Origin of the sequence: Salegentibacter sp. Hel_I_6, from assembly GCF_000745315.1 — a bacterium.
Classification (GTDB): Bacteria; Bacteroidota; Bacteroidia; order Flavobacteriales; family Flavobacteriaceae; genus Salegentibacter.
In genome coordinates this window covers 2,501,480-2,524,299 of the sequence record NZ_JQNQ01000001.1, presented here as the reverse complement: position 1 = coordinate 2,524,299, position 22,820 = coordinate 2,501,480, and the positions used below count along the sequence as shown (strand labels likewise).

Here is a 22,820-nt window from a genome sequence, read left to right as displayed (position 1 = left end):
ATTATTTTATTAAATTTATAGGGATTTGACGATAAACAGGGTCTGAATTTTTGAGACCATCAAAATTCCTGATCTTATAATCGTTAGAAACAACCTGATTAACTCTATATTTTTTTTCAAAAAATTTCAATATGAACGTGATACACGTAAGCGCTGAATGTTACCCTATTGCAAAAGTTGGAGGCCTGGGAGATGTGGTTGGTTCTTTACCAAAATATCAGCAACAGGCAGGAGTTAGCGCTAAGGTGGTAATGCCATTTTATGACAATAAATTTACCGCTGCACACAAATTTGAAAGTGTTTACGAATCAGAATTGGTTCTGGGTGAAGACAATTTCTCGTATCGTATATTGAAATTAAAAAAGGAGGTTTTAGACATTGAAGTTCTGTTTGTAGATATTCCTGAACTTTTATTTAAGGATTATGTATACTCTGCAGACGATACGGCGCGTTTTACCGCTTTTCAAATCGCGGTAATAGATTGGATGTTGACCCTAAAAACAAAACCTTCCGTAATTCATTGTCACGATCATCATACAGGATTAATTCCTTTTATGGCGCAGGAGTGCTTTAAATATGAATCGTTGAATCAAATTCCTGTTATTCTTACTATTCACAACGCACAATACCAGGGCTGGTTCGCGCACGATAAGGTACATTACCTTCCTGCTTTTGATATTTCAAATATTGGTTTACTGGATTGGGATGGTAGTATAAATCCATTGGCTGCTGGAATTAAATGCGCCTGGCGGGTAACTACGGTTTCTCCAAGTTATATGGAGGAATTACAACAAGCTGCGAATGGTTTAGAAAGTTTATTGAGCCATGAAAACGAAAAATGTGTTGGAATTCTAAATGGTATTGACGCCGAGGTATGGAATCCTGAAACCGATGAATTTATCACTAAAAATTATTCAGCAAAAAATATTCAAACCGGGAAAACAGCGAACAAAAAATGGCTTTGTAAAGAGTTTGGCTTTTCAGTCTCAAAACCATTATTCGCCTTTATTGGCAGACTGGTTTACGAAAAAGGCGCCGATTTACTACCGGAAGTTTTTGATGAAGTGCTTTCAAAAAAAGAATGCAATATTCTCGTTTTAGGTTCTGGAAATCCTGAAGTAGAAGAGAGCTTAAAAACTTTAAATAAAAAACATAAGGGCGTTTACAACACTTTTATTGGGTATGATGAAAAACTCTCGCACCTCATCTATGCAGGTGCAGATTTCTTATTAATGCCTTCCCGCGTGGAACCCTGCGGACTCAATCAATTATATTCCCTTCGGTACGGAACCATCCCTGTTGTGCGAAGTATTGGCGGTTTAAAAGATACCGTTATAGATGTTGAAGATGGCGGTTTTGGATTTTCACACCAGGAAGCTTCAGAAGATGATATTCTTCAAACTTTAAAAAGGGCTATAGCATTTTATAATAATAAACCTGCATTTAAAAAAACCAGAAAACATATTATGGGCATTGATCATTCCTGGAATGTTTCGGCTCAACAGTATATCGATTTGTATAACTCACTAAAAAGCGGCTAAACATGTTAAACGACAAAGTATTATCGGTAATTCTTGGAGGCGGTCAGGGTACCAGGCTACATCCATTAACAGAAAGCAGGTCTAAGCCTGCAGTTCCTATCGCGGGTAAATATCGGCTGGTAGATATTCCAATTTCAAACTGTATTAATTCTAACATTAAAAGAATGTATGTTTTGACGCAGTTTAATTCGGCGTCGCTAAACAAACATATCAAGAACACGTTTCACTTTAGCTTTTTTAGTTCGGCTTTTGTAGACGTTTTGGCCGCAGAACAAACTCCAAATAATAAAACCTGGTACCAGGGCACAGCAGATGCGGTTAGACAGGGAATGCATCATTTTAGGAAGCACAAATTTGATTATTTTTTAATCCTTTCAGGAGATCAATTATATCATATGGATTACAATCTTATGGTTCAACAACATATTGATACCGGCGCCGATATTACTATTGGAACCGTACCTGTAAATGCGAAAGAGGCACCAAGCTTTGGGATTATGAAAACCGATAAGGATAATAATATTACCTCGTTTATCGAAAAACCGAAATCTGAACTTTTACCTGACTGGACCTCACCTGTAGGTCCCGAAATGGAAGCGGAAGGCAGAAATTACCTGGGTTCTATGGGGATTTATGTTTTTAATAGAAAATTGTTGGAAACATTAATGGACGATCCCAAAACGGTAGATTTTGGTAAAGAGATCATTCCGCAGGCTATAGGAAATAAAAAAGTTTGCGGTTATCAATTTGAGGGTTACTGGACCGATATTGGAAATATAGAATCATTTTTCGAGGCCAATATTGGTTTAACCGAAGATATTCCGAAATTCAATCTTTACGATATGGAAAATAGGGTTTATACACGAGCCAGAATTCTTCCAACCTCTAAAATTTCGGGAACCAAACTAAAAAAAGCAGTTATAGCCGAAGGTTGTATTATACATGCTGATAAAATTGAATCTTCGGTAATTGGTGTGAGGTCTAGAATTGGTAAAGGTTCAGTAATAAAGAACTGTTATATGATGGGAACCGACTTTTATGAATCTTTAGATGAAATTGAACAAAAAAAGATTGATATCCTTGCCGGTATAGGTGAAAACTGTAACATACAAAATGCCATAATAGATAAGAATTGCAGGATTGGTGACAATACCACCATAAACGGCGGATCGCATTTAGAAGATACAGAAACCGATGCATACGTAATAAAAGAAGGAATTGTAGTGCTTAAAAAAGAAGCCATACTACCACCTGGAACCACAATAGGATAATATGACAGAAGTTAAAACGCACAGCCTGTTTTCTGAATTTGACATTAATTTATTTAAATCAGGGAAACATTACCGGCTTTACGAGAAGTTCGGCTCCCACCCTATCATTTTAAATGAGGCTAAAGGGACCTATTTTGCCGTTTGGGCTCCAGGCGCTAAACAGGTATCGGTAGTTGGGGATTTTAATTACTGGAAGGATGGCGAGCATCAATTAAATGTGCGTTGGGACGGCAGCGGGATTTGGGAAGGTTTTATCCCAAATGTTGAAAAAGGGAATTTATATAAATATAAAATTCATAGTAATCATAATAGCATCATTACCGAAAAAGCCGATCCTTATGGCCGGCGCTGTGAACATCCGCCAAATACGGCTTCAGTAGTTTGGGAAGATGATTATAAATGGAAAGATAAATCCTGGTTGCAAAAACGGAAAAAGAATAATTCATTAGATGCTCCTTATTCGGTTTACGAAGTACATTTATCTTCCTGGAAGAAAAAAACTGAAGAAAACCGCTCGCTTTCTTATTATGAGCTAGCTACTGAGCTGGTTTCTTATGTTAAAGAAATGGGCTTTACCCACGTTGAATTTATGCCCATAATGGAATATCCTTACAACCCCAGTTGGGGTTATCAAATCACAGGATATTTTGCGCCAACCGCCCGATTTGGTTATCCAGATGAATTCAAATTTTTAGTAGATAAACTTCACGAAAATGATATTGGAGTAATCTTAGATTGGGTACCCTCCCATTTTCCTGAAGACAGCCACGGGCTGGGTTATTTTGATGGAACACATCTTTACGAACATCCCGATCCAAAAAGAGGTTATCACCCCGATTGGAAAAGTTTGATCTTTAATTATAACCGCAACGAGGTAAGAGCTTTTTTAATTAGCAACGCAATCTATTGGTTAGAACATTTTCATATTGACGGGCTTCGGGTAGATGCCGTGGCTTCTATTCTTTACCTGGATTATTCCCGTGAAGACGGCGAATGGGAACCCAATGAATTCGGTGGAAATAAGAACCTGGAAGCAATCTCATTTTTAGAAGAACTCAACAAAGAAGTTTATGCCTCTTTTCCTGATGTACAAACCATTGCTGAAGAATCTACTGCCTACAGCGGAGTTTCAAAACCAGTATTCTTAGGCGGACTTGGTTTTGGGATGAAATGGATGATGGGCTGGATGCACGACACCCTTCAATATTTTTCTAAAGAACCCATTTACCGAAAACATCACCAAAATAACATCACTTTCTCCCTTACTTATACGTTTACCGAAAATTTTATGTTACCGCTTTCTCACGATGAAGTAGTGTATGGAAAACGTTCGATTTTAGGAAGAATGCCGGGAGATGATTGGCAACGCTTTGCTAATTTACGCCTGCTTTATAGCTATATGTTTATGCACCCGGGAACTAAATTATTGTTTCAGGGTTGTGAATTTGGGCAAAGTGAAGAATGGGATTTTCAGAATAGTTTAGACTGGCATTTGTTAGAATACGACTCCCATAAAGGGGTTCAGGAATTGATAAAATCTTTAAATGAATTCTATAAGTCCCAGCCGGCTTTATATGAAAAACAATTTGTACCCGAAGGTTTTGAATGGATAGATTACAGCGATGCTGAAAATTCGGTGATAAGCTTTATCAGAAAAGGAAATGAGCCAAAAGACAATTTAATTATTGTATGTAATCTTACTCCAATTCCGCGAGAAAATTATCGAATTGGCTTATCTGAATCAGGAATACTAAGAGAAGTTTTTAATAGCGATAAAACGCAATTCTACGGCAGTGGAAATTATACAAACAAAAGCGCTAAAACTTCTACCAAAACCTGGCATTCCAGGAAATATTCAGCAGTAATAGATATACCACCTTTAGCGATGCTAGCTTTTAAGTATTCAACTTAATTAAATGAACAACAACGATATAGTTAATAAACGCTTATAAATAAAATGTGAATATTAACTTATATATGAAAAGTATTCAGTTCTTTTATCGCTTAGAAATTCATTATATAATATGATCACAAATACCGAGTTAGAACAAAAGGGAAATGCATTTCCTTCTAACGTAATTTCCTTCAGCAAAGATGTTGATTCTTTATATTTTACCACAGAAAATGACGTGGCTTTGCAAATCACAATCCTTAGAGACGGCTTGCTGCGTTTTAGATATTCAACTACAGGTATGTTCGCCAACGATTTTTCTTATGCGATTACCAAATATGCAAGTATTGGTTACAACCAATTAGATATTGAGGAAAAAGAAGATTGTTATAGTATCACAACTTCCAAAATTATATGTGAGGTTTCCAAAAAAGGTTTACTCATCAAGATTTATGATAAGGCAGATGGCAGCTTAATAAACCAGGATGAACTTGGTTTCCACTGGGAAGAGAGTTATGAATTTGGTGGCGACATCGTAAAAATGAGCAAGGTTTCTCACGATGGAGAAAGCTATTTTGGCCTGGGCGATAAACCGGGACATTTAAATTTAAAAGGAAAACGCTTTGAAAACTGGGTAACCGATTCTTATGCCTATGGAAAAGAAACCGACCCTATTTATAAAACCATTCCATTTTACACGGGGCTTCACAACAATAAAGCCTACGGAATTTTCTTTGACAACACCTTTAGATCTTATTTCGATTTTGCACAGGAAAGAAGGTTTGTAACCAGTTTTTGGGCCCAGGGCGGTGAGATGAACTATTATTTTATCTACGGCCCAAAAATGACCGATGTTGTTGAATATTACACCGATCTTACTGGAAAACCAGATCTACCACCACTTTGGGCTTTAGGATTTCACCAGTGTAAATGGAGTTATTACCCAGAAAGCAAGGTAAAAGCAATCACATCTAAATTTAGAGAACTACAAATTCCCTGTGATGCCATTTACCTTGACATAGATTATATGGAAGGTTTCAGGTGCTTTACCTGGAACAAAGAGTATTTCCCAGATCCTAAGCGAATGGTGAAAGAACTGGAAGAAGATGGGTTTAAAACCGTGGCAATTATAGATCCGGGGATTAAAATTGATAAAAACTATTGGGTTTATAAGGAAGGTTTGGAAAATGATTATTTCTGTAAACGTGCCGATGGTCCTTATATAAAAGGAAAAGTTTGGCCAGGGGAATGTTACTTCCCCGATTTCACAAAACCAGAAGTTAGGGAATGGTGGTCTGGTTTATTTAAAGAAATAATTGAAGATATAGGTGTAAAAGGTATTTGGAACGATATGAACGAGCCCGCAGTGATGGAAGTCCCTAATAAAACCTTTCCTCACGATGTGAGACACGATTACGACGGAAATCCCTGTAGCCATAGAAAAGCTCACAATATCTACGGAATGCAAATGGCAAGAGCTACCTACGAAGGCGTAAAGAAATTTTCACATCCTAAACGTCCATTTGTAATTACACGCGCAGCCTATTCGGGAACACAACGCTATACCTCAACCTGGACCGGAGACAATATTGCAAACTGGGAGCATTTATGGATTGCTAATGTGCAGGTTCAGCGCCTTGCTATGTCTGGTTTTTCATTTGCCGGAAGTGACATCGGTGGTTTTGCCGAGCAACCTCACGGGGAATTATTTGCCAGATGGATTCAATTAGCAACTTTTCATCCTTTCTTTAGGGTTCATTCTTCCGGGGATCACGGAGATCAGGAACCCTGGACATTTGATGAAGATATTACCGATATTGTTCGGAAATTTATTGAATTACGCTATCAGTTGCTACCATATCTTTATACAGCATTCTGGGATTATACAGAAAAAGGTGTGCCTATGGTAAAATCTTTAGTGATGTTTGACCAGGAAGATGTGAACACGCATTACCGAATAGACGAATTTATTTTTGGTGATAGTATCCTTGCCTGTCCGGTTTTAGAACCTAATGCTAAAGGAAGAAGAATGTATGTACCAAGAGGCGGATGGTATAATTACTGGACCGATGAACTCGTAAAAGGCGGCAAAGAAATGTGGGTAGATGCAGATATAGAAAGTATGCCCGTATTTATCAAAGAAGGTGCGATTATTCCAAAATACCCGGTTCAACAATATGTGGGAGAAAAAAAGATAGAAGAAGTTGTTTTGGATATTTATTATAAAAATGGAAAAGAAGATTCACAGTTCTTTGAGGATGCACAAGATGGCTACGACTATACTAAAGGGCGTTTCTGTTTGAGAAGCTTTAAACTTACCGGTAGAAAAAATCAACTGGTAATACAGCAGCATAAAGAAGGAACTTTCGCCTCAGATTGTAAGCAGTTTAAATTACAAATTCACGGATTACCATTTGAGATCAAAAAGATTCAATTAGATAATGAAACAAAATCTTTGGAGCACCTTCAAATTAATGGTTGCCTCACGATGATTATTGAAGAAAACTTCTCGATGATAGATCTAAGCGCAGAGAACGGAAATAATTAAGAATTCCTCGCCGCTATTTCCATAGGCATTAAACACTCGTAAATCATTTTATTTACGGGTGTTGCAATGCCCAATTTCTCAGCTTCTTTTACAATAAATCCGTTAAAATTTTCTAATTCTGAAGGCCTACCAGCCATAATATCGCGTTGTGTAGAAGCGGTAGTTCCCGGCGGTTGATTTTGAATAAGTTCAAATGTCTTTTCCAGATGTTCTTCTGCCAACGGCACTCCCTTTGCGTTGGCTAATAATTTAATTTCCTGCGCAGTTTTTTGCAGTAGATCATATAAATACTCACTTTCCCTAATTTTATCTATAGAAACTCTAGTTAACCCGCCAAGCCCGCTAACAGTTGCGATATATAAAAATTTCTTCCAGATTTCCAATTGAATATTCTTAGGATTAAAATTAGTGATCCCAGCTTTATCAAACACCGATTTTAGCTGCTGAACTCTTTCTGAATTTGAATTGTCTATTTCTCCAAAAGTGATTCTGGGTTCAAAGGACACGTGCTTAATTTTTCCGGGTTTTTCTACGAAACTCACGATATGGCAAAGCCCGGCGAGTATATTTTTCTTCGGAAAACTCTCTAACAGCTTTTCAACATTATTGGCCCCGTTTTGCAAAGGCAAGATCATAGTTTCAGCTGAAATGAACGGTTTTAGTTGACTGGCAACTTGAGGAATTTGCCAGGATTTTATACCTAAAATCACTAGATCTGGAGTAGGAACTTCAGCTAAATTATCGGTAGCGAGTTTGGGTTTTACAGTGAAATTCCCGTTGATGCTTTCAACTTCAAGTCCGTTTTCTTTGATTGCTTCCAAGTGCTTTCCGCGTGCGATCATAGAAACATTAAATCCAGCGTGGGCTAGTTTCCCGCCAAAATAACCACCTACACCACCAATTCCGAAGATTAGTATTTTCATAGTATTCTGCTTTTCAACATGAAATTAGAAATATCTTTAAACTCTAAACATATTTTCTGCATCTAAGTTAATGAACATATTAGAAGCTGAAACAAGTTCAGCTTGACGAATAATTTTCGCAGTTACCTTATAGTCGTTTCTCATTCCTGAATAAAAAATTTAAGACTTTGCTAATTTTTTTAAACTTTAAACGTTTTAAAGAAATTGAACGCTTAACTTTTATATTTTTACACAAAATCTAAGGTCACCTATGAGCACATCTTTTGAAAAGTACCAGAGACGCCGTTTAATTTCGTCTTATTTTTCGGTAGTGATTAGTATTGCTTTAGTACTTTTTTTATTGGGGATGCTGGGATTGCTGGTTTTAAACACCAAAAAAGTAGCCGATCATTTTAAAGAACAAATCGCCCTTACGGTGTATTTAAAAGATACCGCCAAAGAAGTAGAAATAGAACAACTTAAGAAAAGCCTGGCGATGGCAGAATATACCAAGTCTTCTACATACGTTTCTAAAGAGCAGGCTGCCGAAGAACATAGTAAAGAAATAGGTGAAGATTTCATGGAGTTCTTAGGCTATAATCCCTTACAGAATTCTATAGATGTTTATATGAATGCCGATTTTGTTTCTGGGGAGCAGGTAGATGAGATCGCAGCCGAGCTTACTTCTAAAAACTTTGTAGATGAGGTAGTTTACGACAAACCGCTTATTGCGCTCTTAAACGAAAATGTAAAGAAAATTAGTTTTTGGGTGCTTATTGCCAGCGGGGTCTTCACGTTTATCGCAGTATTATTGATAAACAGCTCTATTAGACTTTCGGTTTATTCTAAACGCTTTATTATAAAGACAATGCAAATGGTTGGCGCCACCAAAGGCTTTATTCGCAGGCCATTTATCTGGCAAAGTGTAAAATTAGGAATAATTGGTGCTATTATCGCTCTTATTGGAATGGCGGGCGCACTCTACTACCTCAACAGCAGTTTTCCTCAGCTAAGTTTAACTTCAGATGTAAAACTACTTGCAGGCCTATTCTTAGGAGTTTTTATTATGGGAATTCTTATTACCTGGTTAAGCACATTTTTCGCCACCTCAAGGTTTCTAAACCTAAAAACCGACGAGCTTTACTACTAAAAAGCATTCCGGATTTCATTTTTTCTTCAGAAAAAGAATTATTTCAGAATAATTCTCACTTCACTTTTGCGATTTTCTAAGCATAAAATATTAGATATCGCAAACGTTTTAGTTTTCGTAACTACCTGATAATATTATAGTTTAGCGTGTTATTATTTATAATACACCATAAATTAAATATCCCCAAACCTGACTCTCGTCATAAATTCTGCTGCATTTCTACCCCAACTTTGTACCAAACTTAAAAACCTAATATCATGAAAGTCTTAAAATCATATCAAGTAATACTTACTGGTGTATTTTTTATACTGCTAACTGCAGGCACTATGTTTGGCCAGAATTACAGAATGGATAATTCTTCTGAAATTATTATAGAAGGAACTTCCAATATTCATGACTGGGAAATGAAGGCAACTTCCAAACAAGGAGGGGCTACAATTACTACAGAAGATGGAAAACTTACCGGAATCTCCAAACTACAAGTAACTGTTCCTGCTGAAAGTTTAGAAAGCGGAAAAAGCGGAATGGACAAAAATGCATATAAGGCACTTAAAACCGGCGATCATAAAAATATAGAATTTAAGCTGGATGAAGTTAAAAAAATTGAAGCCAATGGAAGTTCATATAAAATAAATGGCCTGGCAACTTTAAAAATTTCAGGAGTTACTAAACAAGTTCCGGTAGCGTTTACTGCAAAACTTAATGGCGATAAACTGGAAATTAATGGCGAGGAAAACCTTAATATGAAAGATTATAAAATTGATCCTCCAACTGCAATGTTTGGAACAATTACCACAGGAGAAGAACTTACTATTAAATTCAAATCAACATTTTCTAAATAACTATTCAATTTAAAAACTATTACGATGAAAAATTCAATCAAATACTTCGGCTTAATTGCATTCGTTTTGTTTGGCTTACAAATGCAAGCACAGGACAGGGACCTGGATAATATGAGACCAAGAGATCAACGCGGAATTAACGTGTTTGAAGCCCCGAAAGACACCATTACTTCTTTTGATGGCGTAAAAGTAAGAGTTGGTGGAGCTTCTACCATTCAGTTCCAGGCTTTAGATCACGAAAATTCTGGTGTGCCGTTAATTGATATAGGTAGCAACTTTAACCTGCCTACTGCCAATTTAGACCTTGATGTTCAATTATACGATGGAGTTAGAATGCACCTTAGAACATATCTTTCTTCACGGCACCACCCGGAACCTTATGTAAAGGATGGATATATTCAAATTGACAAATTGGAATTCGTAAGACCTGGTTTTATGGAAGACCTTATGAACAAAGTGACTGTAAAAATTGGGCATATGGAAAATAACTATGGTGATGCTCACTTTAAAAGAACCGATAATGCCCAGGCTATTTACAACCCATTTGTTGGAAACTTAATTATGGATGCTTTCACTACTGAAGTTGGTGCTGAAGTGTACTACCGTGATAGAGGATTTATCGGGATGCTTGGAGCTACCAATGGTAAATTAAACCAGTCTGTAACTAACCCAGATGCTTCCGGAGTTTCATGGTTGGCAAAATTGGGATATGACAATCAACCATTTATTGGTGCCGATGATTTAAGATTTAGATTAACAGGATCGGTTTATCACACCAATCAGGTTGCTACTTCTTACCTCTACAGCGCAGACCGTGCGGGTTCAAGATACTATTTAGTGATGGAAAACCCAGAAGCTTCTGCAGTAGGTAACTTTAGATCTGGTAGATACAACCCTAACTTTGGAAATGAGGTTACAGCTTTTATGATTAACCCATTCTTAAAGTATGGTGGTCTGGAATTCTTTGGAACAGTAGAGCACTCTAGTGGTAAACGTTCAACAGAAACTGACACAAGATCATTCACTCAACTTGCGGGAGAACTTATATACAGATTTGGCCAGGATGAAAATTTCTACATAGGTGGTAGATATAACACTGTAGAAGGCGAAGAAGCTAATGGAAACGATATAGATCTTTCCAGAATGCAGCTAAGTGCAGGTTGGTTTATGACTAAAAATATTCTTGCAAAAGTGGAATATGTGAATCAACAATATAATGGATTTAATCCCGAAACTATTTTCCACGAGGGACAATTCAACGGACTTATGCTAGAAGCAGCGATTAGTTTTTAAGTTGAATGTTGAGCCCCGGATGCTATCTCCCAAGAGATTCGCCGGGGCTTTTTATTTCCTGTTTTCAGCAGTTTCACAATCAAATTATGATTTTTTATATTTATAAAAATGCTCCTTAAATTAATCAGGATGAAAACTTATTTCCTATTTTTCTTCGCATTATGTTTTGCTGTTTCAGGTATAGCCCAATCCAGTTTTGAAACCAGGGAGATCGCCATTTTACCCAATAGCAATCTTAGTATTTCTGGCACTACCAACATCAACGACTTTGAATGTGATTTTAATACCATTTATTTTAAAGATCAAAGCTTTAAGGTTCATTATTCTGAAAACGGAGATATTCTGAATTTCAAAAACAGCATTCTACCTCTTGAAAATGCCAATTTTGACTGCGGAAACCGGAAAATAAACAAAGATTTTCACGATCTCTTAAAGTCTGAAAAACATCCCGAAATTCTGTTGAAACTTAAAAAAATAGATATGAGCCGGGATGGAAACGCCCTGGTTACCTTAACTTTTAATATTGCCGGAATAGACAAAGACTATAAATTCCCGGTGGAGATCACCAGAGATAAATTACTTTGCTTTGATGGTAAACTTCAGCTAAATATTAAAGACTTTAACCTGGAAGCTCCCAGTAAAATATTTGGTTTAATTGTTTTGGATGAAGAAATTGAAATTAATTTCAACCTGAATATTCAAACTTAATTCCCCTCTTAAATTTTAAAAATCATGAAGCCGATTTTTTCGGCTTTTTTTATGCTTAAATTTCTTCATATATGACTCTAATCATAAGATGTGCTGTGTGATTTAGATAATTTTACTTCAGAATTTAAAACTAAAAATCATGAAACTTTACAAGACTTTATTGGCAGATTTTGAAGAGATGAGTTTAGGATATTCTGCAATGGGGATCATCGCTTCCAGTTGTCTAGGATCTGTGGCTGCTATGCTAATTTTAATGAATGGTCATAGCTTTGTAGATATGTTTCAACTCTTTGTTGTAGTTGTTGCCTGTATGGGATTTAATACGGTAATTTTAGCCCAGTTTAAACCAAAGATCGTTTTTAATGCACTTTTGCTTAGCCTTGCTGTATCTTCTATCTTTATCCTTGTAAACATTTTTTAAAGCCTTTCTATGAAAAATGATATTAAAACCCGGGAAGATGTTTTTTTACTGGTTTCGGGATTTTATAAAAAAGTAAGGCAGAATCCTGAAATTGGTCATTTTTTTAATGAGGTTATACACGATTGGCATGCACATATCGAGAAGTTAACCGATTTCTGGGAAAGTAATCTCTTTTTAAAAGCTCTTTATAAGGGAAACCCGCAGAAGGTGCACTTAAAAGTAGACCAGGAAAATAACCAGCAAATTTCCTCCTATCACTTTGGGGTCTGGTTAAATCTTTGGTTTGAAACTATAGATGAATTATACGCAGGTGAACTGGCAAACCGGGCTAAAAATAATGCTCGTAAAATGTCTTCGCATTTGTATTTGAAGATTTTCCAGGAGAGAGAAAAAATAAATAAAAGTAGCTCTCTTTAAGATTTTAAAACCTCATCCTGAAATTGTTTCAGAATACAATTTGTCACAAATGGAAACCCTAGATCCTGAAACAAGTTCAGAATGAAGAAATTAGAACTTTTTAGATCCCAATTTCAGAAAACTGAACATAAAAAAAGCCCTAAAAGCAAATACCTTTAGGGCTTTTGAAATATATTTCGATTTATAGAAAATCTACTTTTCCTGAATCTAAGTTATAATAGGCTGCTACAATTTTCACTTTACCACTATCAGCGGCTTCTCTAATTATTGTAGAACGCGTTTTAAGCTCTTCTGCAGTTAGTTGTGCATTTTTCTTTACAACATCATTTACATGAGCATCTTTACCTGAAGCTGCAATGGCTGGTGCAATGTGAGAAACAAGGTGATTTAGGTTATACCCGTTATCACCACCATTCATAGCAGCAGTAACAGCACCACAACTTTCGTGTCCCATCACTACAATAATTTCAGTTCCTAAATGCGCCACAGCATATTCCATACTTGCTATAGAAGAACTGTTGGCAATATTTCCAGCTACACGCACGGTAAATAATTCGCCCAGACCAGAATCAAAAGCAAGCTCTGGCACCACACGGCTATCGGCACAGCTTAGAACAATTGCATAAGGTGATTGCCCTTTGGTTAGTTCTTCCCTTCGGGATTTATCCTGTAATTTTCCCTCTTTATTATCGGCAGTAAAACGCCCATTACCATCTTTAAGTCTATTTAATACTTCGTCTTTAGTCATAATATTTTATTTAAATTTGATTAAGTTTTCTTCTGAATAGAAAGCATAATACAGCTTTCCCTATCATTTCTAAACATAAGGATTTCTGGTAAATTTAGCAAAGTCACAATCGCTTAAAGAGCTAATTTTAATAGGCTTGAAGCAAACTTTAACCAAACTTTATAAGTTTAATCGTGTAGTATAAGCACAGGAAGTTCCTGCTTCCTGGTTTCTGAAGCCGAAAGCCGATTTAAAAGCTTTTCTGAAATATGAAGTTGACGGGCAAAAAATACGATAAGATTGGCTTTTGCATTTGCTTCTGGCCAGAATTTATCTAAAAAATCTGATTCCTCAGTAAGCGTTTGCCGGCTAAGCTTATAAGTTGGTAATTTAAAATCTGCTGCTTTTGAGCCCGAGTTATTTAAATCAAATTCCCAAACCTTTAAAGCAACATCAGAGGAAATTGGCAATTTCTGTAGTAATTGCAGAGCTTCCGCATTAACCGGGAAACGTAGATCTAGAGGCAGATATAAATTCTGCCATTGCTTAAAATCACAATTGGGAACTACCAAAACCGGGCATTTTACCTTTTTTACTACATTACATGTGTTGCCCCCCAAACCCTGAATATTCGAGGTATTTTTTCCTGAAGCTCCCATAATAATAAGGTCTATCCTTTTTTCTGATACAGCTTTTCTGGTTGCATTTATAAGATTATCTGCAAAAGGCAATGCAGTAAACGAATGGCCTTTTGCAGCAGTTTCATTTTCCAGTTCTGCAACAAATTTTGAAAGGGTTTCATTCATTTTAACGGCTTCGCCTGTAGCAGCGTGAAGCACATAGAAATTGGAAGAGCCCGAAGTAGAATTTAGGGCATACCGGGCAGCATTATAAGCCTGGGCAGAAAAATCTGTAAGTATTAAAACATTCATGGGCTTGAAATTTCAGCGCTAATTTGGGTCAAAAATAGCGTGAAAGATCAATCGTAAATATGATAGCCGTCAGGTCTTTAAAAATTAACTAATCCGCTCTAATTTTTCTGCATCCAAGAGTTTTACATTTCGGCCTTCAATCTCAATAAGCCCTTCTTTTTTAAAGTCAGAAAGGGTTCTTATTAAAGTTTCTGAAGCAATACCGGCTACCCCGGCAAGATCTGCCCGGGAGATACGAATACTATGCAAGGGATTTTTCTTTATTTTATGTGCAAAAAGTAAAATGGTACGTGCCGTTTTTCTTCTTACTGATGCATACGCAATTTCCATAAGTTGCTCTTTAACGCCCATTAAATGATCGCCCATTTCCTGCAGCAATTCCATACTAATATTGCTGTTATTCTTCAAAATTTCGCGTAACTCGTCTTTTGAAACCACGTAAAGCACACTGTCTTCTAAAGCAGTAGCATACTCCCCATAAGCGGAGTTTTTATTGAAACTAAGATTTCCGAAGAAATCATCTTCTTTGTACAACTCGGTGATCATTTCTTTACCGCGACTATCAAATTTATGAGCTTTTACCACCCCGCGTTCTACCATATAAAAATGCAGGGAAGATTTTCCTTCTTCATAAATATTCTCACCGGCCTTAAAATTCACCTGTTCCCTATTTCTCATCATTTCCCGAAAAGCCGATAAATTTTGAACAGCTTCCCCACCATTTTCCTGCTTCTGCGCCCGCAAAATTTCTATTTTCGCTAACCTACTTTCAATAGCGCTTAAAAGATCTTCTTCTTCAAAAGGTTTGGTTAAATAATCGTCGGCACCAAGATCCATACCTCTTCTTACATCCTTATGCTCGGTTTTCGCTGAAAGAAAAATAAAAGGAATGCCGTTGGTTTTAGAATCTGCTGAAAGTCGGGTTAATACATCATACCCGTCTAGCTCTGGCATCATAATATCACAAACAATAATATCCGGAATTTCTTCTTTGGCTTTTTCTACCCCCTTTTTTCCATCGGGTGCAGTCACTACTTCATAATTTGAAAGTTCCAGCAATTCTGCTGTATTCTCTCTAACGGTTACATCGTCTTCAATTAAAAGTATTTTCATCTGATTATAAATTTTACCCAAATAATAGGCTTATCTATTTTGGTTTGGTAATACTACTGTAAATTTAGTGCCTTTGTTTTCTATGCTTTCAAACTTAATTCTACCTCCCATATTTTCTACGTGTACCTTCACAATATTGAGCCCAATACCTGTTCCCTGGTTTAGTAAAGCATTTTCAGCTCTAAAATATCGTTCAAAAATATGTTTTTGGTCTTTCTGCGGAATTCCCATTCCTTCATCTTCAACTTCAAAAATAATCTGTTTATCCTTCGGAAAGATTCTAAAATATATCGTGGAATCTTCAGGGGAGTATTTTATTGAATTTCCAATTAAATTTGAAAGAATAAGCTCCAGAATTTTTTCATCCTGATATAAGGTTACATCTTTCATCTCATTATCATATTCTATGTCCTGCCCATATTTTAGAGTGACGTTAGCATTATAGATCACCTCGTTCACCAGTTTATTGAGACTAAAAGCGGTGTATTTATAATTCACGTTACCAGATTCCAGGCGCTCCAGAGAAAGAAAATCATTCAGGATATTATTCAGGTAATGCACCTTATTTTTTATGGTAGTTAGGTGTTTTGTTCTTTTTTCCTGCTGTTCGGTTTTAGTATATTTTTCAGCCAAAGTAGCCGAAGTCAATATTCCGCTTAATGGAGTTTTAAATTCATGAGAAACAAGAGACAGGAATTTTGTTTTTAACTCGTTGAGTTCCTTTTCCTGTTTTAAAGCTAATTTTATGCGTTTTTCGGCTTCTTTTCTTTTGGTGATTTCTTTCTCCAGGACATCAACCGTATTCCTAAGTTCCTGGGTTCTAACTTTGATCTTCCCTTCCAATTCTGCATTAAGTTCTCTAATGCGCTGCTGGTTTTCTTTTCTAATGGTAATATCTACGATCAAAGACATTACAAAGCATTCGCCATCTACTTTAAAGGGGTTTAAACCCGCCTCAACCGGAAATTGTGTTCCGTCTTTTTTCACTCCAAAAAGATCACGCCCATGCCCCATTTGCCTCTTTTCGCTATGCTCCATAAACTTATCAAAATGTTCATGATGATTGGCTTTATATTGCACGGGTATAAGAATATTGAGGTGTTCCCCCAAAAGCTCTTCTTTGCTGTAACCAAACATATCTAATCCTGCCTTATTGGCGGTAACGATTATTTGTTTACTGTCTACTACGATAACTCCTTCTGAAGCCGCTTCGAATAAAGTGTCGAATATTTGCTCATTCTCCTTAAAAAATTCTACAGCCACAATATTTTGGTTAAGATTTGCTGAACTAAATTACAAACTGTTGAACGAATTATTAAGAAAAGAAGATTTTAAATTTACGGTAATAAAAAGTTGAAATAATACTCAAGAGATTCCTGGGAGAAAATGCACACTTTTATGGCTTCAACATTTTTAGCATCCAATTTTTGATTTCTATCTTTGCGCTACCAACAACTTGAGATGTTTAAAAAAGTTATTTTCTTATTCTTATTAATATCTATTCCAGCCCAGGCCCAGTTGGTAAATATTGAGACTAAACGCCTTCAAACCGATTCTTTAAGATTTGTATTAAATGCCGATTTTGCTTTTAATCACTCCAACAACGATGGCCTTAGCGTAAACCAATTAAACGGAACTTTAACTACCCAGTTAAAATCTAAAGATTTTAAGAAGACCTATCTATTTTTAGGAAATTATAGATTAATAGATTCTGATGGTGGTAACCTGCAGAATTCCTGGTTTTTGCACACACGCTTTAATTATAAATTCAACTCATTACTACGATTCGAAGCATTTTTACAGGGCCAATACAACCAACTTCTGGTGGTTGAGCAGAGAAATCTTATTGGCGCAGGCCTAAGAATGAAATGGATGAATCGCGAAAATTTTTCAGGATATCTTGGCAATAGCTATTTGTATGAAGTAGAATACAGTGATAGAGCCGGCACTACAGATTACAACCATAGAAACAGCACCTATCTTTCCGTTTCCTATTTATCAAAATCAAAGAATTTTTCTATCACGAATACTGTTTATTACCAGCCCCTATACAGAAACCTTGAAGATTACAGAATATTAGAACAATTTCGGTTGGATATTCCGCTGGCAGCCTGGTTTAAAGTTTTTATGATCTATGATTATTATTTTGACAGCAAAACACCATTAAACACCAGAGAGTACACCTCGCAGTTACAAATTGGGCTTGGGTTTAGTTTTTAGAATTGTAATCAAAATCTCTTCCTAGAATTTCCAAAAAACAAAAAACCGAACTCTTTTCAGAATTCGGTTTTCTTTTTGTTGGCCTACTAGGGCTCGAACCTAGACTCTTCTGGACCAAAACCAGACGTGTTGCCAGTTACACCATAGGCCAATGCTGTAATGCGGATGCAAATTTAAAACAAACTTTCTATTGCGCAAACTTTTTCTGAAAAAAATAAAATCAATTTTTTCAAAGCAAGATACTGCTGCAATTATTAAAAATGAAGCAGCTTAAAACAGCTTAATTTTCAGTCTTTTCAGAAAATATTCCGTTTTAAAGTCCGTTACTAAAGCATTCACAATTTTATTATTAAATTCGCCAAATAAGACTCAACATTACTCAAAAATGACAGATTTTAGCTTCAGGAAGTGGAATAAGATATTAGGATGGCTTGTATTTTTTATCGCACTTACCACGTACACCCTCACTTTGGAACCTACCGCAAGTTTTTGGGATGCAGGTGAATACATTGCCACCTCTGCTAATCTTGAAGTAGGACACCCACCGGGAGCACCTTTTTATCAAATGTTGGGCGCATTCTTTTCTGCCTTTGCACCAGATAATTCACAGGTTGCATTAATGGTGAATTTCATGTCTGGGGCGGCAAGTGCGTTTGCTGTCTTATTTATGTTTTGGTCTATAAGCCTATTGGTTTTAAAAGTTGCCGGACCCGTAGAGAAGTTAAAACCTGCTAATAAAATAGCTGTGCTAGGAAGCGCTATGGTTGGATCATTAGCCTTTACTTTCACCGATAGTTTTTGGTTTAGTGCTGTAGAAGCCGAAGTCTATGCAATGGCAGCCTGTCTTATGGCACTTATGTTTTATTTAGGTTTACTTTGGGAACGAGATATGTTTAAACCCCGTGGAAATCGCTGGTTGATCTTAATTTCGCTAGTTGTAGGCTTATCTTTTGGAGTACATTTTATGGGGCTCCTTACTATACCCGCTATCGGCTTCTTATACTTCTTTAAGAATTACAAAAAAATTACCGTCAAGAATTTTATTATTGCCAATATTGTGGTGGTTGCTGTACTAATGTTCATCTTTAAATTACTCTTACCTTATACACTTACCTTCTTTGCTGCTTCGGAATTATTTTTTACCAATTCGCTGGGACTTCCTTTTAATACCGGAACTGTAATTGCACTTTTAGCGATTGTTGCCGCTTTCTACTTCGGAATAAACTATACGCGGAAGAAAAATTACTTTCAGCTAAATACATTATTTCTTTGTATTCTTTTTATACTTATCGGGTTTTCCAGCTGGGTAATGCTTCCTATAAGATCTAATGCGCCAACGGTAATTAACGAGAACAGTCCTGATAATGCCAGGGAACTTTTAGCGTATTACAACAGGGAACAATACGGGGAAACCCATTTATTTTACGGCCCGCAATTTTCTGAAATGTATTCCGGTCTGGATGAAAACAATCCTTATACTGACGCAAAACCGAAATACGAAAAAGATGAAGAAGCCGGAAAATATATTATCGTAAACGATTATAAAAACGCAAAACAGAATCTTGATGATTCCCATAAAGCAGTTTTACCCCGTTTATGGAGTTCGCAACATGCAGCCAATTATATGGATTTCACCGGCCCTCTAGATTTCACGATCAAACAGGAATACCAGGGCGAAGAACGCCTGGTTAGCGCAGTAAACGAGTTTCAAAATAGGTATGCACAGGGAGAATTAGACAACAATGATTATCACAACTTTTTAAGACAGTTTGGAGAATATCTAAATATTGAAAAGCCCTCTTTTTCTTCAAATATCGCATATTTATTAGAGTATCAAATCGGCTATATGTACTGGCGTTATTTTATGTGGAATTTTGTTGGGCGACAGGACGATAACCAGGGAAAATATACCGATTTGCACGGTAACTGGCTTAGTGGCATCAATTTTATAGACGAGATGCATATTGGTCCTCAAGATAATCTTCCCAGCGATGTAAAGAATAATAAAGCCCGAAACACTTACTATTTCTTACCCTTAATTTTAGGGTTAATTGGACTTGTTTTTCAATTTAAAAGAGACAAAAATAATTTCTGGGTACTACTTGTATTTTTCCTTTTCACAGGAATTGCATTAAAAATATATTTAAACGAAAGACCTTTTGAACCTCGCGAACGTGATTATGCTTTAGTTGGCTCATTCTATGTATTTGCGATCTGGATAGGCTTCGGGGCATATGCCCTCTTTGATTGGGCCAAGAAATTCCTAAAACCAAAACTTGCCGCGCCTATTGTAATTGCCGCATCAATCCTGGCAGTACCGGTGCTTTTAGCTACAGAAAACTGGGACGATCACGACCGTAGCGGAAGAGATTCTACCCTCACCATGGCAAAAATGTACCTTGATTCTATAGACGAAAATGGTATAATTTTCACCATTGGAGATAATGACACCTTTGCCCTTTGGTATGTACAGCAAATAGAACGCTACAGAACAGATGTAAGAGTAGTCAATACCAGTCTTTTCGCTACCGATTGGTATATAGATCAAATGAAGCGAAAAGCTTTTGATAGCGACCCAATTCCGTCACAATTTGAAAACAAGGATTACAACGGAGTTAATGACGCTGTTTTTGCAAGGGAAGTCACAAAAGATACCCTGCCCATAAAAACCTGGTTAAATTATATTCAAAACAACGATCCAAGAACACAGGCCGAATTACAAAGCGGCCAAATGATTAATACGTTCCCCTCTAAGAATATTCGTATTCCTGTAGATAAAGAAGCTGTTTTAGAAAATGGGATCGTTGAAGAGCGATTTGCCGATCAAATTGTTGATGAAATTGTGATCAATTTAGAATCCCAGGTTATTTATAAGAACACCTTAATGATGTTAGATATTCTTGCTAATAACAATTGGCAACGACCAATCTATTTCTCAGGTGGGAGCTTTAGCGATGAAGATTATTTATGGATGAAGGAATATCTTCAACTAGAAGGTGTTGCCTATAAACTGGTGCCTATAAAAACTCCTATAGACAAGCGAAATCCTTATGATATGGGACGTATTAACACCAACAAGATGTATGATATTGTGATGAACTGGGATTGGGGTAATATGGGATCAGACGATATTTATCATGATACTGAAACACGTAGGAATTCTATAACTTACCGAAGCAACCTGGCGAGGCTTGTAGAAAATCTGCTGAATGAACAGGATACCACCCGCGCAAAAAATGTGCTGGACCTAGCTATGGAAAATATGCCGGTAGAACATTATAGCTATTATGCGCTTTTAGAACCTTATGTGAGCGGTTATTACGATGTTGGTGAGCCTGAAAAAGCAAGAGAGATCTGGGAAAAAATCGCAACTAGTTATCAAGAGAAATTACAATACTATAGTACCTGGGATATAGATAGACAATACAGGTATTTTAGCGAAATTGTATCAGATATTGAACGCTACCGTGCCCTTGTAGATCTTTTGGTAGCGCACCAGGATGAAGAAATACTCAAAGAGAAAGCCGAAGAGTTTAATGAGCACCTGGAGCTTTTTCGCCATTTCTATGGTGAAGAAGAGGAAATAAATCCGCAGGATCCTGAGGAAATCTTACTGGAGCAAGGAATAAACCCAGAATTAAATCAGGGGAATAATTCGCTTAGAATAGATTCTTCAGAATAAAATATTAACCTGCGGAGGTTCTAGACACTTCCGCAGGTTTTCTTATGAATCCATTTTTTGTAAAATATCCTTATCTACTAAAGAGGCTCTACCCGAATCGCATTACCAGAATCGAAGAGTCTAATACTATTTACCTCACTTTTGACGATGGCCCAATTCCGGAGATCACACCCTGGGTTCTCGAGCAATTAGAAGGCTATAATGCCAAAGCCACTTTTTTTTGCATAGGCGAAAATATTCAGAAAAATCCTGACATATTTCAGGAGATTATCAATCGCGGGCATAGCATAGGAAATCACACCTTTAATCATATAAATGGATGGAAAAGCAATACCAAAGCCTATATTGAGAACGTGCTTAAAACCGAAGAAATAATTTCTGAAAAAAGAAATGAGAGCAGAGCTGATATAGAAAAGAATCAGGAATTAGAAATCAAGAAATCGAGAAGAAGCCAAAACTCGCAACCAGAAACTTCAAACCAAAAATTATTTCGACCGGCCTACGGAAAAATTAAAAATTCACAGGCTGGAGAACTTGTAAAACGGGGGTATAAAATTGTGATGTGGGATGTATTGAGCGGGGATTTTGATTCTCGAATTTCTAAAGAAAAATGCTTTAAAAATGTGACCAATAATGCTTCAGAAGGAAGTACTGTTGTTTTCCACGATAGTATAAAAGCTTCAAAAAACCTGAAATTTTCGCTTCCAAAAGTGTTGGATTATTATGCTAAAAAAGGCTTCAGTTTTAAAGCGCTTTAGATATATTCTTTAAGAATTCCTACAAGGGTAGCTGCATCCTGTTCGCCACTTTGGCGCCATTTCATTTCGCCTGCTTTGTAGATAATTAACGTAGGTAGCGTCTTTACCCGAAGCGCCTCGGCAAGCTGTGAGTTTTTATCAATATCAATTTTTATCACCTTTGCTTTATTCCCTAAAGAAGCCGCAACTTCCCGCATTACGGGATTCATAGCCTTAGAATCTTCGTTCCATTCGGTATAAAAATCTAACAACACCGGAATATTGAGATCTATTAATTCACCAAATTTTGACATGTAGTTTTTTCTTTAATTCAATTTATACCTCAATCTAACGCACTAAAGTGAGATTGAAATTATCCTAACCCACTTCATTTTATTTCCGGAGAATTCACTAACTCAAATATA

General features: G+C 36.6%; 19 protein-coding genes and 1 tRNA gene. 13 read left to right on the top strand and 7 right to left on the bottom strand.

All coding sequences use genetic code 11. The annotated features are described in order from the left end of the window. The first annotated feature begins 131 nt into the window (after positions 1-131). The 4 genes from FG27_RS11110 to FG27_RS11095 all read left to right on the top strand — a co-directional run bounded on the left by FG27_RS11110 (position 132) and on the right by FG27_RS11095 (position 7,251). Positions 132-1,541, top strand: a complete 1,410-nt coding sequence (locus FG27_RS11110; protein ID WP_037319032.1) for a glycogen synthase — start codon at positions 132-134, stop codon at positions 1,539-1,541. A 2-nt stretch (positions 1,542-1,543) separates the two neighbouring features. Beyond that, positions 1,544-2,812, top strand: a complete 1,269-nt coding sequence (locus tag FG27_RS11105; protein WP_037319030.1) for a glucose-1-phosphate adenylyltransferase — start codon at positions 1,544-1,546, stop codon at positions 2,810-2,812. A 1-nt stretch (position 2,813) separates the two neighbouring features. After that, entirely contained in the window at positions 2,814-4,724 is a 1,911-nt protein-coding gene (gene glgB / locus FG27_RS11100) for a 1,4-alpha-glucan branching protein GlgB (RefSeq protein WP_037319028.1), read from the top strand. A gap of 112 nt (positions 4,725-4,836) precedes the next feature. Further along, complete coding sequence (locus tag FG27_RS11095) at positions 4,837-7,251, top strand: glycoside hydrolase family 31 protein (RefSeq protein WP_037319027.1); 2,415 nt, start codon at positions 4,837-4,839, stop codon at positions 7,249-7,251. Here FG27_RS11095 and FG27_RS11090 read toward each other — a convergent pair. Next, positions 7,248-8,174, bottom strand: a complete 927-nt coding sequence (locus FG27_RS11090; protein ID WP_037319025.1) for a ketopantoate reductase family protein — start codon at positions 8,172-8,174, stop codon at positions 7,248-7,250. The genes FG27_RS11095 and FG27_RS11090 overlap by 4 nt on opposite strands. A gap of 250 nt (positions 8,175-8,424) precedes the next feature. Here FG27_RS11090 and FG27_RS11085 point away from each other — a divergent pair, with 250 nt between their 5' ends. The 6 genes from FG27_RS11085 (at position 8,425) to FG27_RS11060 (ending at position 12,984) form a co-directional block, all read left to right on the top strand. Beyond that, complete coding sequence (locus FG27_RS11085) at positions 8,425-9,303, top strand: ABC transporter permease (RefSeq protein WP_037319024.1); 879 nt, start codon at positions 8,425-8,427, stop codon at positions 9,301-9,303. A gap of 257 nt (positions 9,304-9,560) precedes the next feature. Continuing rightward, entirely contained in the window at positions 9,561-10,145 is a 585-nt protein-coding gene (locus FG27_RS11080; protein WP_037319023.1) for a YceI family protein, read from the top strand. Between the two features lie 24 nt (positions 10,146-10,169). Beyond that, positions 10,170-11,438, top strand: coding sequence for a hypothetical protein (locus FG27_RS11075; RefSeq protein WP_037319022.1), 1,269 nt, complete (start codon positions 10,170-10,172; stop codon positions 11,436-11,438). 129 nt (positions 11,439-11,567) lie between these two features. Next, entirely contained in the window at positions 11,568-12,146 is a 579-nt protein-coding gene (locus FG27_RS11070; protein WP_037319021.1) for a YceI family protein, read from the top strand. Between the two features lie 139 nt (positions 12,147-12,285). Continuing rightward, positions 12,286-12,567, top strand: a complete 282-nt coding sequence (locus FG27_RS11065) for a hypothetical protein (protein ID WP_037319020.1) — start codon at positions 12,286-12,288, stop codon at positions 12,565-12,567. A gap of 9 nt (positions 12,568-12,576) precedes the next feature. Further along, on the top strand, positions 12,577-12,984 hold the full coding sequence (locus FG27_RS11060) for a group III truncated hemoglobin (protein ID WP_037319019.1): 408 nt from the start codon (positions 12,577-12,579) through the stop codon (positions 12,982-12,984). Between the two features lie 181 nt (positions 12,985-13,165). On the opposite strand, the gene FG27_RS11055 is transcribed toward FG27_RS11060, so the two are convergent. The 4 genes from FG27_RS11055 to FG27_RS11040 form a co-directional block, all read right to left on the bottom strand. Further along, on the bottom strand, positions 13,166-13,732 hold the full coding sequence (locus FG27_RS11055; protein ID WP_037319018.1) for a carbonic anhydrase: 567 nt from the start codon (positions 13,730-13,732) through the stop codon (positions 13,166-13,168). 167 nt (positions 13,733-13,899) lie between these two features. Beyond that, the gene (locus FG27_RS11050) at positions 13,900-14,643 is read right to left on the bottom strand and encodes a universal stress protein (protein ID WP_037319017.1); all 744 of its coding nucleotides are present in this window, start codon (positions 14,641-14,643) and stop codon (positions 13,900-13,902) included. Between the two features lie 84 nt (positions 14,644-14,727). Beyond that, the gene (locus tag FG27_RS11045; RefSeq protein ID WP_037319016.1) at positions 14,728-15,756 is read right to left on the bottom strand and encodes a response regulator; all 1,029 of its coding nucleotides are present in this window, start codon (positions 15,754-15,756) and stop codon (positions 14,728-14,730) included. Positions 15,757-15,786: 30 nt separating this feature from the next. Beyond that, positions 15,787-17,019: a PAS domain-containing sensor histidine kinase gene (locus tag FG27_RS11040; protein ID WP_037319015.1), complete on the bottom strand. Its 1,233-nt coding sequence runs from the start codon at positions 17,017-17,019 to the stop codon at positions 15,787-15,789. A gap of 198 nt (positions 17,020-17,217) precedes the next feature. On the opposite strand from FG27_RS11040, the gene FG27_RS11035 reads away from it, so the two are divergent. Next, positions 17,218-17,976, top strand: coding sequence for a DUF481 domain-containing protein (locus tag FG27_RS11035; protein ID WP_037319014.1), 759 nt, complete (start codon positions 17,218-17,220; stop codon positions 17,974-17,976). 78 nt (positions 17,977-18,054) lie between these two features. Here the strand turns inward: FG27_RS11035 and FG27_RS11030 are convergent. Then, positions 18,055-18,127: transfer RNA gene (locus FG27_RS11030), tRNA-Gln, on the bottom strand. 234 nt (positions 18,128-18,361) lie between these two features. On the opposite strand from FG27_RS11030, the gene FG27_RS11025 reads away from it, so the two are divergent. Continuing rightward, the gene (locus FG27_RS11025; protein ID WP_037319013.1) at positions 18,362-21,658 is read left to right on the top strand and encodes a DUF2723 domain-containing protein; all 3,297 of its coding nucleotides are present in this window, start codon (positions 18,362-18,364) and stop codon (positions 21,656-21,658) included. A 44-nt stretch (positions 21,659-21,702) separates the two neighbouring features. After that, on the top strand, positions 21,703-22,416 hold the full coding sequence (locus tag FG27_RS11020) for a polysaccharide deacetylase family protein (RefSeq protein WP_037319012.1): 714 nt from the start codon (positions 21,703-21,705) through the stop codon (positions 22,414-22,416). Here FG27_RS11020 and FG27_RS11015 read toward each other — a convergent pair. Beyond that, on the bottom strand, positions 22,413-22,709 hold the full coding sequence (locus tag FG27_RS11015) for a co-chaperone YbbN (RefSeq protein WP_037319011.1): 297 nt from the start codon (positions 22,707-22,709) through the stop codon (positions 22,413-22,415). The genes FG27_RS11020 and FG27_RS11015 overlap by 4 nt on opposite strands. Positions 22,710-22,820: the final 111 nt, after the last annotated feature.